At 70.6% G+C, this 12741-nt stretch carries 10 protein-coding genes and 3 pseudogenes; 7 read left to right on the forward strand and 6 right to left on the reverse strand.

Annotation, left to right across the window (positions count from 1 at the left end; translation table 11 throughout):
- The first annotated feature begins 30 nt into the window (after nt 1–30).
- From tal to pgl, 4 genes are read left to right on the forward strand one after another with little or no spacing between them, the layout of a single operon-like run.
- Nucleotides 31–1149, forward strand: coding sequence for a transaldolase (gene tal / locus F9278_RS09760; protein ID WP_152167952.1), 1119 nt, complete (start codon nt 31–33; stop codon nt 1147–1149).
- Nucleotides 1146–2678: a glucose-6-phosphate dehydrogenase gene (gene zwf / locus F9278_RS09765; protein WP_404819006.1), complete on the forward strand. Its 1533-nt coding sequence runs from the start codon at nt 1146–1148 to the stop codon at nt 2676–2678. The genes tal and zwf overlap by 4 nt, the downstream gene beginning before the upstream one ends.
- Nucleotides 2675–3922 carry a glucose-6-phosphate dehydrogenase assembly protein OpcA gene (gene opcA, locus F9278_RS09770; RefSeq protein ID WP_152167954.1) on the forward strand — a complete coding sequence of 416 codons (1248 nt, stop codon included), beginning with the start codon at nt 2675–2677 and terminating at the stop codon, nt 3920–3922. Before zwf ends, opcA begins: the two co-directional genes overlap by 4 nt.
- Nucleotides 3919–4701, forward strand: a complete 783-nt coding sequence (pgl, locus tag F9278_RS09775; RefSeq protein WP_152167955.1) for a 6-phosphogluconolactonase — start codon at nt 3919–3921, stop codon at nt 4699–4701. Before opcA ends, pgl begins: the two co-directional genes overlap by 4 nt.
- Nucleotides 4702–4923: 222 nt before the next feature.
- On the opposite strand, the pseudogene F9278_RS46950 reads toward pgl, so the two are convergent.
- Nucleotides 4924–5115, reverse strand: a pseudogene (locus F9278_RS46950) (MFS transporter); the annotation flags it as partial.
- A 38-nt stretch (nt 5116–5153) separates the two neighbouring features.
- On the opposite strand from F9278_RS46950, the gene F9278_RS09785 reads away from it, so the two are divergent.
- The 3 genes and pseudogenes from F9278_RS09785 to F9278_RS09795 form a co-directional block, all read left to right on the forward strand.
- Nucleotides 5154–6155, forward strand: a complete 1002-nt coding sequence (locus tag F9278_RS09785; RefSeq protein WP_264300210.1) for an AMP-binding protein — start codon at nt 5154–5156, stop codon at nt 6153–6155.
- Nucleotides 6152–7528 (forward strand): annotated as a pseudogene (locus tag F9278_RS09790) (class-II fumarase/aspartase family protein); the annotation flags it as partial. The gene F9278_RS09785 and the pseudogene F9278_RS09790, both read left to right, overlap by 4 nt.
- Nucleotides 7524–7652, forward strand: a pseudogene (locus F9278_RS09795) (SDR family oxidoreductase); the annotation flags it as partial. The pseudogenes F9278_RS09790 and F9278_RS09795, both read left to right, overlap by 5 nt.
- Before the next feature lie 88 nt (nt 7653–7740).
- Here F9278_RS09795 and pgi read toward each other — a convergent pair.
- From pgi to F9278_RS46960, 5 genes are all read right to left on the reverse strand, one after another.
- Entirely contained in the window at nt 7741–9393 is a 1653-nt protein-coding gene (gene pgi / locus F9278_RS09800; protein WP_152167957.1) for a glucose-6-phosphate isomerase, read from the reverse strand.
- 286 nt (nt 9394–9679) lie between these two features.
- Nucleotides 9680–10015, reverse strand: a complete 336-nt coding sequence (locus tag F9278_RS09805) for an RNA polymerase-binding protein RbpA (protein WP_010352468.1) — start codon at nt 10013–10015, stop codon at nt 9680–9682.
- 229 nt (nt 10016–10244) lie between these two features.
- Complete coding sequence (gene secG / locus F9278_RS09810; RefSeq protein ID WP_029181151.1) at nt 10245–10475, reverse strand: preprotein translocase subunit SecG; 231 nt, start codon at nt 10473–10475, stop codon at nt 10245–10247.
- A 138-nt stretch (nt 10476–10613) separates the two neighbouring features.
- Nucleotides 10614–11390, reverse strand: coding sequence for a triose-phosphate isomerase (gene tpiA / locus F9278_RS46955; protein ID WP_152167958.1), 777 nt, complete (start codon nt 11388–11390; stop codon nt 10614–10616).
- A gap of 6 nt (nt 11391–11396) precedes the next feature.
- Nucleotides 11397–12608 (reverse strand): phosphoglycerate kinase, encoded by a 1212-nt coding sequence (locus tag F9278_RS46960; RefSeq protein WP_152167959.1) that lies wholly within the window; start codon nt 12606–12608, stop codon nt 11397–11399.
- Nucleotides 12609–12741: the final 133 nt, after the last annotated feature.

Below are 12741 nucleotides of genomic sequence, written 5' to 3' on the forward strand. Positions count from 1 at the left end.
CTTACATACACACGTAGGAGATGTAATTCCATGACAGACGCACTCAAGCGCCTCTCCGAGGAGGGCGTCGCGATCTGGCTGGACGACCTGTCGCGCAAGCGCATCACGTCCGGCAACCTCGCCGAGCTCCTCGACCAGCAGCACGTCGTGGGCGTCACCACCAACCCGTCGATCTTCCAGAAGGCGATCAGCAGCGGTGACGGCTACGAGCAGCAGGTCGCCGACCTCGCCGCCCGCAAGGTCACCGTCGACGAGGCCATCCGGATGATCACGACGGCGGACGTCCGCGACGCCGCCGACATCCTGCGCCCGGTCTTCGACGCGACCAACGGTCAGGACGGCCGGGTCTCCATCGAGGTCGACCCGCGTCTCGCCCACAACACGGGGGCGACCGTCGCCGAGGCCAAGCAGTTGGCCTGGCTGGTGGACCGCCCGAACACCCTGATCAAGATCCCGGCGACGAAGGCGGGCCTGCCCGCGATCACCGAGACCATCGGTCTCGGCATCAGCGTCAACGTCACGCTGATCTTCTCGCTGGAGCGCTACCGCGCGGTCATGGACGCCTACCTGGCCGGTCTGGAGAAGGCCAAGGAGCGCGGCCTGGACCTCTCCAAGATCCACTCGGTGGCGTCCTTCTTCGTGTCCCGCGTGGACACCGAGATCGACAAGCGGATCGACGCGCTCGGCACGGACGCGGCCAAGGCCGCCCGCGGCAAGGCCGGTGTCGCCAACGCCCGCCTCGCGTACCAGGCGTACGAAGAGGTCTTCGACGGCGCGCGCTGGAGCGCCCTGGAGAGCGCGGGCGCCAACAAGCAGCGTCCGCTGTGGGCCTCGACCGGCGTCAAGGACCCGGCGTACAAGAGCACGCTGTACGTCGACGAGCTGGTCGCGCCGAACACGGTGAACACCATGCCGGAGGCCACGCTGGAGGCCACCGCGACGAGCGGTGAGATCCGCGGCAACGCGATCGCCGGCACGTACGAGCAGTCGCGTGCCGAGCTGGACGCGGTGGAGAAGCTCGGGATCTCGTACGACGAGGTCGTGCAGCTGCTGGAGGACGAGGGCGTCGAGAAGTTCGAGGCGTCCTGGAACGACCTGCTCAAGTCGACCGAGGCGGAGCTTCAGCGCCTCGCACCCTCGGAGGGCTGAACACCTTGTCGAGCAGCAATCCGCTGCGTGACGCCGCGGACCGACGGCTCCCGCGTATCGCGGGGCCGTCGGGCCTGGTCATCTTCGGCGTCACAGGCGATTTGTCACGCAAAAAGCTGATGCCTGCCGTGTACGACCTCGCCAACCGCGGACTGCTGCCGCCGGGCTTCTCGCTCGTCGGCTTCGCACGCCGGGAGTGGGCCAACGAGGACTTCGCGCAGGAGGTGCACGACGCGGTCAAGGAGCACGCGCGCACGCCCTTCCGCGAGGAGGTCTGGCAGCAGCTCATCCAGGGCATGCGGTTCGTCCAGGGCACCTTCGACGACGACGATTCCTTCGAGCGGCTGCGCGACACCATCCAGGAGCTGGACAAGGCACAGGGCACGGGCGGCAACTTCGCCTTCTATCTGTCCGTGCCGCCGTCCGCGTTCCCGGTCGTCATCCAGCAGCTGAAGAAGCACGGGCTGGCGGACCAGAGCGGTGGCTCCTGGCGGCGCGCGGTCATCGAGAAGCCGTTCGGCCACAATCTGGCGTCGGCCGAGGACCTCAACACGACCGTGGAAGAGGTCTTCGCCCCGGACCAGGTCTTCCGTATCGACCACTACCTCGGCAAGGAGACCGTCCAGAACATCCTGGCGCTCCGCTTCGCCAACACCATGTTCGAGCCGATCTGGAACAGGTCCTTCGTCGACCACGTCCAGATCACGATGGCCGAGGACATCGGCATCGGCGGCCGGGCGGGCTACTACGACGGCATCGGCGCGGCCCGTGACGTCATCCAGAACCATCTGCTCCAGCTGATGGCGCTCACCGCCATGGAGGAGCCCGCGTCCTTCGACGCGGACGCGCTCGCCGCGGAGAAGACCAAGGTGCTCGGCGCGGTGAAGCTGCCGAAGGACCTGGGCCGGGACACCGTGTTCGCGCAGTACGCGGCCGGCTGGCAGGGCGGCGAGAAGGTCATCGGCTACCTCGAAGAGGACGGCATCGACCGCAAGTCGAAGACCGACACCTACGCGGCGATCAAGGTCGAGGTCGACAACCGCCGCTGGGCGGGCGTGCCGTTCTACTTGAGGACCGGCAAGCGTCTCGGCCGGCGGGTCACCGAGATCGCGGTGGTCTTCCAGCGGGCGCCGCACTCCCCCTTCGACTCCACCGCCACCGAGGAGCTGGGCCAGAACGCGATCGTCATCCGCGTCCAGCCCGACGAGGGCGTGACGGTCCGCTTCGGTTCGAAGGTCCCCGGCACCTCGATGGAGATCCGGGACGTGTCCATGGACTTCGCCTACGGCGAGTCCTTCACCGAGTCCTCGCCCGAGGCGTACGAGCGTCTCATCCTCGACGTCCTGCTCGGCGACTCGAACCTCTTCCCGCGCACCGAGGAGGTCGAGCTGTCCTGGAAGATCCTCGACCCGATCGAGGAGTACTGGGACAAGAGCGGCAGGCCCGCGCAGTACCAGGCGGGCACGTGGGGTCCCGTCGAGGCGGACGAGATGCTCGAACGAGACGGACGGAGCTGGCGTCGGCCATGAAGACAGACCTCACGGACACCACGGCCAGCAAGATCAACAAGGCGCTGGTGAAGGCCCGCCGGGAGATAGGCACCCCGGCCGTCGGCATGGTGCTCACGCTGGTCATCGTCACGGACGAGGAGAACGCGTACGACGCGCTCAAGTCCGCCAACGACGCCTCGCGCGAGCACCCGTCGCGCACGATCGTGGTCATCAAGCGGGTCTCCCGCTCCCCCCGCGACCGTACGAAGTCCCGCCTGGACGCCGAGGTACGGGTGGGCGCGGACGCGGGCACCGGTGACACGGTAGTGCTGCGGCTGTACGGCGAGGTCGCCGACCACGCCCAGTCGGTGGTGCTGCCGCTGCTGCTGCCGGACGCGCCGGTCGTCGTCTGGTGGCCGGTGAACGCGCCGCTCGACCCGGCCCGCGATCCGCTGGGCGCGCTCGGCCAGCGCCGGGTCACCGACAGCTACGCCGCCGAGAAGCCCATCGAGGAACTGCGGACCCGCGCCGACAACTACGAGCCCGGCGACACGGATCTGGCCTGGACCCGGATCACCCCGTGGCGCTCCATGCTGGCCGCCGCGCTCGACCAGGTGGACTGCGAGGTCATCTCCGCGGAGGTGCAGGGCGAGCAGTACAACCCGAGCGTGGAACTGCTGGCGATGTGGCTGGCGGACCGGCTCCACGTCCATGTACGGCGTGGGGTGTCGGCCGGGCCCGGCCTCAACGAGGTGCGGATGCTGACCAGCACGGGGCCCATCCGGCTCTACCGGCCCAACGGGGGCCTCGCCCTGCTCACGCTGGAGGACCAGCCGGACCGCGCGGTCGCGCTGAAGCGCCGCGAGACGTCCGAGCTGCTGGCGGAGGAGCTGCGCAGGCTCGACCCGGACGACACGTACGCTTCGGCGCTGCGGTTCGGGGTGGATCGGTTGGGAGGTTCGACGGGGAGTGCGTTGACGGCCGCGACGGCCTCGGCCGCTGCTCCGGGGGGTGCTTCGGTTTCCGGGGTCGGTTCTGGCTCCGGATCGGTATCCGGCTCTGCTTCTGGCTCCGGATCGGTATCCGGCTCCGCGCTGGGTTCGGGTGTCTCGTCTGCTGCCGCTCCAGCCCGTACGTCCGCGCCCGCGTTGCCGCCGGCCGCTCCGTCGGGGTCGGTCGGGTCTGCCGAGTCGGCCGGTGTCGCGGGGTCGGTCGGTGACGACGACTCCGAGCGGCCCACTCCGGCGCAGATGCCGCCCGTGAAGAAGGCGACGGCACCGTGAGTACTCCGCAGCTGGTCGTGCACCACGACAAGGAGCTGATGGCGCAGGCCGCGGCGGCCCGGCTGATCACCAAGGTGGTGGACGCGCAGGCCTCGCGCGGCTACGCCTCGGTGGTCCTCACGGGTGGCCGCAACGGCAACGGGCTGCTCGCCGCGCTGGCGGCGGCGCCCGCCCGGGACGCCATCGACTGGGCCCGGCTGGACCTGTGGTGGGGTGACGAGCGGTTCCTGCCCGAGGGCGACCCGGAGCGCAATGTCACCCAGGCCCGGGAGGCGCTGCTGGACTCGGTGCCGCTGGATCCGAAGCGGGTGCACGCGATGCCCGCGTCGGACGGGCCGTGGGGTGCCGATGTGGACGCGGCGGCCGGGGCGTACGCGGAGGAGTTGGCGCGAGCGGCGGGGCCGGAGAACCATGGGGCGGTGCCGACGTTCGATGTGCTGATGCTGGGGGTCGGGCCGGACACGCATGTGGCCTCGCTGTTCCCCGAGTTGCCCGCCGTCCGGGAGACCGAGCGGACGGTGGTGGGGGTGCGGGGGGCGCCGAAGCCGCCGCCGACCCGGGTGACGTTGACGTTGCCGGCGATTCGGGCGGCGCGGGAGGTGTGGTTGCTGGCCGCCGGTGAGGACAAGGCTCGGGCGGCGGCGATCGCGTTGTCGGGTGCGGGGGAGATTCAGGCGCCGGCGGCGGGCGCGTCCGGGAGGTCCCGCACGCTGTGGCTCCTGGACGCGGCGGCGGCTTCGCAGCTGCCGCGCTCGCTGTACCCGCCGGCTTCGCCCTGACGATTCGCCTCGCCCCCGCCGCCCCTACCCGTCCCATCCCCCAGGGGCTGCGCCCCTTCGCGCGGGGGTGTGTTGTCGGGTGCGGGTCCGGTGGGGGCTGGTCGCGCAGTTCCCCGCCCCCCTTAAGGGCCGAAAAGCGAAGCGGGGCGCAGCCCCTGCTTTGCTTTCAGGGGCGCGGGGAACTGCGCGAGAAGCCCCACCGGACCCGCGCTGTGAACCGACTCAGACGGCGAAGTCGTCCTCACGGGTCTTCGGCAGAGCCACCAGGCACAGCAGACTCACCAGACACAACCCACCCGTGTAGAACCCGAGCACCAACGGCGACGTCCACTGACTGTTCAACCACGTCGCGACAAGCGGAGCGAAGCCCCCACCGAGCGTATTGGCCAGAATGAACGCCGCCGAGGCCCCGGTTTAGCGCAAACTTCCTGGCGCTGACCTCGCTCGGCGCGATCCCGTCGTTCGTCAACGGCAACCTGTCCCCCGAGATCGCCCGGGAGTACGTGCGCCGCCAGGGCGCGGTGGGCGCCTTCACGGACGAGGCGCACCGCGAGGTGCTCGCCGACGGGGACGAAGGGGGTGCGGAGGGCTCCGGGCGCGACGGGATCGGGGGCGGGCTCGGACTCCGTTTCCGTCTGACCGCCGCAGACGTCCGGCCGGAGCACCGCGCGTCGCTCCCTCCGTCGTACCCGTACCGGCACGACCCGACCGACCCCGTGCTGATCTCGCACTCCTCCGGCACGACCGGCCTGCCCAAGGGGGTGCCGCACACCCACCGGACCCTGATGTACGCCCAGTTGCACCGGCTGCGGTTCTCCACCGGGGCCGACATGGAGCGCACGCTGGTGGGACTGCCAGGCGCGCACAACGCGATGGTGGCGACGCTGCTGTACTGCCTGCTGCTGCGCACGGACATCAGGCTGCTCTCCAGCCAGCGCGGCGCGGACGTGCTGGACGCGATCGAGCGGTTCCGGCCGACGACCGTGCTGGCGTTCGCCGGGACCTTCGGCGAGATGGCGGCGGAGGATCTGACGGCACGCGATCTGTCCAGCGTGCAGGTGTGGTTCAACACCGGGGACGCGGCGCACGAGGCGCACATCAGGGCACTCGTCCAGCACGGGAGCCGTCTTGAGATCCGGCGCGACCTGAGCCGGGCCCGGGTCGACGGCTCGGTGTTCGTGGACGGGCCGGGGTCCTCGGAGGCCGGCTACTCGGTCTTCCACAACCGGCACACCAAAAAGACCTCGGCCTACTCCCGCCGCGTCGGCAAGCCGATCAGCTTCGCCGAGGCCGCCGTGCTGGCCGAGGACGGCACCCCGCTGCCCCCCGGGCGGATCGGCCGTCTGGGTCTCAAGTCGCCCACGCTGACGCCCGGTTACGCGATCGCCCGTGCGGCGCTGGGGCTCGCCCCGGCGGCCCGCCGGACGACAGGCACAGGGAGTCGAGGAACGTGAACACGTTGTCCGTGGGCACCGAGGCGGGCCTGCTCGCCCCCACCTGGGCCGGTACACCCGCCGCGGCGGAGGTGACGGACGAGGCGTGGCTCCAGGCCATGCTGGACGTCGAGGTGGCCCTGGCCCGCGCCCAGTGCGCGGTCGGACTGACCCCGGCCGCGACGGTGGAGACGATCGCCTCGGCGTCCCGGGTGCGACGGCTGGACCTGGTCGCCCTGGCCCACGCCGCCAGGGCCGCCGCCAATCCGGTGGTGGCGCTGGTGACCGCCTTCACCGAGGTCGTCGCCGAGGAGGATCCGGCCGCCGCGGAGTATGTGCACCGGGGGTCCACCAGTCAGGACATCCTGGACTCGGCGGCGATGGTGATCGGCCGTCGGGTGCTCGGTCTGATCGCGGCGGACCTCTCCCGGGTGGCCGCCGCGCTCGCCTCCCTGGCCGACACCCACCGCCGTACGCTCCTCGCCGGCCGCACCCTGGCCCAGCACGCCGTGCCGACGACCCTCGGGCTGAAGGCGGCGGGGTGGCTGGAGCCGGTCGTCGACGCGGTGGTGCGGGTGCGGGCGGTGGCGTCCGGGCTTCCGGCGCAATTGGGGGGAGCGGGTGGGACGTTGGCCGCGTACCGGGAGTACGCGGTGGTGGATCGTGGGGCGCGACAGCGGGCCGGACATCGCGGCGACGCCCCCGACGCGGGCGGTCTGGAACTGCTCGGGCCCTTCTCCTCGGCCCTCGGTCTCGCCGAGCCCACCCTCCCCTGGCACACCGTCCGCACGCCCGTCGCGGAACTCGGGGCCGTCCTCCAAGTCGTCACCGGGGCGCTCGGGAAGTTCGCGCTGGATGTGCAGACGCTGTCCCGTACCGAGATCGGTGAGCTGTCCGAGCCGGCGGGGGCCGGGCGCGGTGCCTCCTCGGCCATGCCGCAGAAGCGGAACCCCGCGCTGGCCACACTGATCGTGTCCGCCGCCCGGCAGGTCCCCGCGCACGCCCTCGTCCTCGTCCTCGCGCAGTGTCTGCTCGCCGAGGACGAACGGCCCGCCGGGGCCTGGCACGCCGAGTGGCAGCCGCTGCGGGAGGCGTTGCGGCTGGCGGGCGGGGCCGCGCACACCGCCGTCGAACTGGCGGAGGGCCTGATCGTCCACCCGGGGCGCATGCGGGCCAATGTCGATCTGACCGGGGGTGCCATCGTCACCGAACGGCTGGCCGTGGCGCTGGCGCCGGTGTTCGGCAAGGCCCGCGCGAAGAAGCTGCTGACCGCCGCGTCGGCCGAGGCCGCCGGCACCGGCCGGCCCCTGCGCGAGGTGCTGGTCGCCGACCCCGAGCTGTCCGCCCGGTTCAGCCCCGCCCGACTGTCGGAACTGCTCGCCCCGGCCCGCTACCACGCCCGCCGGGCGCACGGGCACCCCCGAGGAGGTCGCCGACGCGGTGGCCTTCCTGGCCGGCGCCGGTTATGTGCGCGGCGCGGTGATCCCGGTCGACGGGGGCGCCGGGCTGGGGCACTGAGCCCAGGCCGGGCCTGCCGGACCGGTGGGGAAGTGGACGTCGCGCGGCCGCCCGCTTCCCCACCCCCTGCCCACGCCTGCCGTGACGGCTACCGCCCGCGCAGCGTCCGGTACTTGGCGACCAGCGCCTTCGTCGACTCGTCGAGCCCCGGCACGTCGGCGCCCTCGGTCAGCGCGGGCTCGACGCGCTTGGCGAGGACCTTGCCCAGCTCGACGCCCCACTGGTCGAAGGAGTCGATGTTCCAGACGGCGCCCTGGACGAACACCTTGTGCTCGTACAGCGCGATCAGCTGGCCGAGGACCGACGGGGTCAGCTCCTTCGCCAGGATCGTGGTCGTCGGGTGGTTCCCCTTGAACGTCTTGTGCGGCACCAGTTCCTCCGCCACGCCCTCGGCCCGTACCTCGTCCGGTGTCTTGCCGAAGGCCAGCGCCTGGGTCTGGGCGAAGAAGTTGGCCATCAGGAGGTCGTGCTGGGCCTTGAGCGTGTCGCTCAGCTCGGCGACGGGCTCGGCGAAGCCGATGAAGTCCGCCGGGATCAGCTTGGTGCCCTGGTGGATCAACTGGTAATAGGCGTGCTGCCCGTTGGTCCCCGGCGTGCCCCACACCACCGGCCCGGTCTGCCACTCCACCGGCACCCCGTCCCGGCCCACGTACTTGCCGTTGGACTCCATGTCCAACTGCTGCAGATAGGCCGTGAACTTGGACAGGTAGTGGCTGTACGGCAGCACCGCGTGCGACTGCGCGTCATGGAAGTTGCCGTACCAGATCCCCAACAGGCCCAGCAGCAGCGGCACATTGGACTCGGCGGGCGCGGTGCGGAAGTGCTCGTCGACCAGGTGGAACCCGTCGAGCATCTCCCGGAAGCGGTCCGGGCCGATCGCGATCATCAGCGACAGGCCGATCGCCGAGTCGTAGGAGTACCGCCCGCCGACCCAGTCCCAGAACTCGAACATGTTGGCGGTGTCGATGCCGAAGTCCGACACCTTCTCGGCGTTCGTCGACAGGGCGACGAAGTGCTTGGCGACGGCCTCGGAGCCGGCCTTCAGCTCGGTGAGCAGCCAGTCGCGCGCGGAGGTCGCGTTGGTGATCGTCTCGATCGTGGTGAACGTCTTGGAGGCGATGATGAAGAGCGTCTCCGCCGCGTCCAGGTCCCGGACCGCCTCGTGCAGGTCGGCGCCGTCCACGTTCGACACGAAGCGGACGGTCAGATCGCGGTCGGTGTAGGAGCGCAGCACCTCGTAGGCCATCGCCGGGCCCAGGTCGGAGCCGCCGATGCCGATGTTGACGACGTTCTTGATGCGCCGGCCGGTGTGCCCGGTCCACTCGCCGGAGCGGATGCGCTCGGCGAAGCCGGCCATCCTGTCGAGGACGGCGTGCACACCCGGCACCACGTTCTCGCCGTCGACCTCGATCACCGCGTCGCGCGGGGCGCGCAGCGCGGTGTGCAGGACGGCGCGGTCCTCGGTGGTGTTGATCTTCTCGCCGCGGTACATGGCGTCCCGCAGCCCGAACACGTCGGTCGCGACGGCCAGCTCGCGCAGCAGCCGCAGCGTCTCGTCGGTGACCAGATGCTTGGAGTAGTCGACGTGCAGATCGCCGACCTCCAGCGTGTACCCGGCGCCACGCTCCGGGTCGGCGGCGAACAGCTCGCGCAGTCCCACCCCGCCCTGCTGCTCCCGGTGCTCGGCCAGCGCGATCCACTCGGGCGTCCGGTCGAGCCGGGTACGGCTTTCTGCGTTCATCTCGGACTTCAGCCTTCTTTCCTACCTGGTCCTGCCTGCGTACCTTGCCCCGCTGCCGTCCCAACCTAATTGATCACAAGGGAACACGAGCCGACGTCCCCTGGTCGTCCGGCACAACAACACATACGTCCGAGGCCGGCCCCGGTATCAGCACGGCGACGGACAACACGAGGAAAACGGTGACAGGCAGCGCCGGAGCGTTCGGGCGCCAGGCCGTGGCCACGCCCCGCGGGGCGCCCCACACACCTCCGGCCGGACACTCTCGGTGCCCGGCCGGTCTCTGCTGCTAGATCTCGCCCCGCAGTTTGGCGAGTGCCTCGGCGAGGATCGCCTCGCCGTCCGCGTCGCTGCGCCGCTCCCGTACATAGGCGAGGTGGGTCTTGTAGGGCTCGGTGCGGGGTGGGGCCGGGGGGTTGTCCCGGTCCTGTCCGGCCGGGAAGCCGCAACGCGGGCAGTCCCAGGTGTCGGGGACCTGTGCGTCGCTGGCGAAGCTCGGCTGGGTCTCGTGTCCGTTGGAGCACCAGAAGGAGATGCGCAGCCGGGGTGCGGACTCGCCGCGCTCGGCTTCGCCCATCGGCCCCGCCCCGACCCGGCTTCCTCGGATCGCGTTGCCACTTGCCACGGTCGTAACTCCCTGCGTGATGGTGCGGCGAAGCGAGTCGGCGTTTCGCTTCGCTGCGAGCGCCTCAGTCTACGTAAGGCCCAACGCGCGTCCAGTGATTGGAGTTACATCCCGCCCACAGACGCAAGCCCCATGATAGGCCGCGTTCGAAGTCGCGTACCCAGCATGGGGCTTTACGTGCGGATTGGTGCGTCCGTGACGCGTCGTCTCGCCGGTGTCGGTCCGAGGGTCAGTTGTTGACCTTCATCAGGATGCCGAGGACGACAATGCACGCGAACCACAACAGACCGACCACCACGGTGATCCGGTCGAGGTTGCGCTCGGCGACCGAGGAGCCGCCGACGGAGGACTGCATACCGCCACCGAACATGTCGGAGAGGCCGCCACCCTTGCCCTTGTGCATCAGCACCAGCAGCATCATCAGCAGGCTGAAGACGATCAGGGCGATCGAGAACCCCATAACCACGGCTGGACCAACTTCCTCGGATTCTGATGGACGACGGGACCGGCCGCTGGGGCCGGTCCCCGCCAAGAGTACGACGTTACGCCGTCAGGGCCTACTCACCGGCCCCACTCGACCGATCACGGCCGCGCACGATCACTGATCGCGGAAGCGCACGATCTTGACGAACTCGTCGGCGTCCAGCGAGGCGCCGCCGACGAGGGCGCCGTCGATGTCGGCCTGGGCCATGATCTCGGCGACGTTGCCGGCCTTGACGGAGCCGCCGTACTGGATGCGGATCGCGTCGGCCGTCTCCTGGGAGTACAGCTCGGCGAGCTTGCCGCGGATGGCCGCGCACACCTCCTGGGCGTCCTCGGCACCGCAGACCTTGCCGGTGCCGATGGCCCAGACGGGCTCGTAGGCGACGACGACGGTCTCGGCGTGCTCGGCGGGGACGTCCTTGAGACCGCCCTCGACCTGGGCGAGCGTGTGGGCGACGTGGTCGCCCGCCTCGCGGACCTCCAGCTCCTCGCCGACGCACAGGATGGGGGTGAGGCCGTGCTTGTAGGCGGCCTTGACCTTGGCGTTGACGATCTCGTCGGTCTCGTCGTGGTACTGGCGGCGCTCGGAGTGGCCGATCGCCACGAACGTGCACTTGAGCTTGGCCAGCATCGGGCCGGAGATCTCGCCGGTGTAGGCACCGGAGTCATGGGCCGAGATGTCCTGGGCGCCGTACTTGATCTTGAGCTTGTCGCCGTCGACCAGGGTCTGGACCGAGCGCAGGTCGGTGAAGGGCGGCAGGACCGCGACCTCGCAGGCCTCGTAGTCCTTGTCGGAGAGGGCGAAGGCGAGCTTCTGGACGTGCGCGATGGCCTCGAGGTGGTTGAGGTTCATCTTCCAGTTGCCCGCCATCAGGGGCGTACGCGTGCTCATTGAGGGTCAGTCCTCCAGTGCGGCGAGACCGGGGAGCGTCTTGCCCTCTAGATATTCGAGGGAGGCGCCGCCACCGGTCGAGATGTGGCCGAATGCGTTCTCGTCGAAGCCCAGGATGCGCACGGCCGCGGCGGAGTCGCCGCCGCCGACGACCGTGAAGGCCTTGGAATCGAGGAGTGCCTGGGCGACCGCCTTGGTGCCCTCGGCGAAATCGGGGTGCTCGAAGACGCCCATGGGGCCGTTCCAGAAGACGGTGGCGGCGTCGGCGATCTTCGAGGCGTACAGCGTGGCGGACTCCGGACCGATGTCCAGGCCCATCCGGTCGGCCGGCATGGCGTCCGCGGCGACCGCGGTGGCGTCGGCCGGAGCCTTGGTCTTCAGGTCCGGGAAGGCGGGCGCGACGACGGCGTCGACCGGCAGCACCAGCTCGACACCGGTCGCCTCCGCGCGCTGAAGGTACTCGGTGACCGCGCCGAGCTGGTCCTCCTGGAGGAGGGAGCCGCCGACCTCGTACCCCTTGGCCTTGAGGAAGGTGTACGCCATGCCGCCGCCGATGAGGATGCGGTCGGCCTTGCCGAGCAGCTGGTCGATGACGGCGAGCTTGTCGGAGACCTTGGCGCCGCCGAGCGCGACCACATAGGGGCGCTGGACGTCGTCGGTGAGCCGCTTCAGGACGCCGACCTCGGTGGCGATGAGGTACCCGGCGTAGTGCGGCAGCCGGGCCGGGAGGTCGAAGACCGAGGCGTGCCCCCGGTGCACCGCGCCGAAGCCGTCGCCCACGTAGACGTCGGCGAGGGCGGCGAGTTGATCGGCGAAGGCGCCGCGCTCGGCGTCGTCCTTGGACGTCTCACCGGCGTTGAAGCGCAGGTTCTCGACGACGGCGACCTGTCCGTCGGCGAGGCCCGCGACCGTGGCGGTGGCGGACTCGCCGACGGTGTCCGTCGCGAACGCCACGTCGGCGCCGAGGAGTTCACCGAGGCGCGCGGCGGCCGGGGCGAGGGAGAAGGCCGGGTCCGGGGCGCCCTTGGGGCGGCCCAGGTGGGAGGCGACGACGACGCGCGCACCCGCCTCGGCCAGCGCCTTCACGGTGGGCAGCACGGCGCGGATACGGCCGTCGTCGGTGATGGTGGTGCCGTCCAGCGGCACATTGAGGTCGGCGCGGACGAGGACCCGCTTGCCGGTGACGGGCCCGGCGAGGAGTTCGTCGATCGTCTTCATGAAAGAGGGCTCCCGAGGAGGACTTGTGGTGCTCGAGATCGTAGGAGGGCCTTTTCCCACGTGAGTCAGGGCTCGGACGGCGCGTCCCTGCGCCGCCCGAGCCCTGCCTTCACATCTGGGTGCCTGCTCTGTC

Source organism: Streptomyces phaeolivaceus, from assembly GCF_009184865.1.
In the GTDB taxonomy this organism is placed as follows: Bacteria; Actinomycetota; Actinomycetes; order Streptomycetales; family Streptomycetaceae; genus Streptomyces; species Streptomyces phaeolivaceus.

Excerpts from the sequence above, each read along its gene's own strand:
- F9278_RS46960 (WP_152167959.1), bottom strand. The coding sequence starts at position 12,608 with ATGAAGACGATCGACGAACTCCTCGCCGGGCCCGTCACCGGCAAGCGG.
- opcA (WP_152167954.1), top strand. The coding sequence starts at position 2,675 with ATGAAGACAGACCTCACGGACACCACGGCCAGCAAGATCAACAAGGCG.
- tal (WP_152167952.1), top strand. The coding sequence starts at position 31 with ATGACAGACGCACTCAAGCGCCTCTCCGAGGAGGGCGTCGCGATCTGG.
- tpiA (WP_152167958.1), bottom strand. The coding sequence starts at position 11,390 with ATGAGCACGCGTACGCCCCTGATGGCGGGCAACTGGAAGATGAACCTC.
- secG (WP_029181151.1), bottom strand. The coding sequence starts at position 10,475 with ATGGGGTTCTCGATCGCCCTGATCGTCTTCAGCCTGCTGATGATGCTG.
- pgi (WP_152167957.1), bottom strand. The coding sequence starts at position 9,393 with ATGAACGCAGAAAGCCGTACCCGGCTCGACCGGACGCCCGAGTGGATC.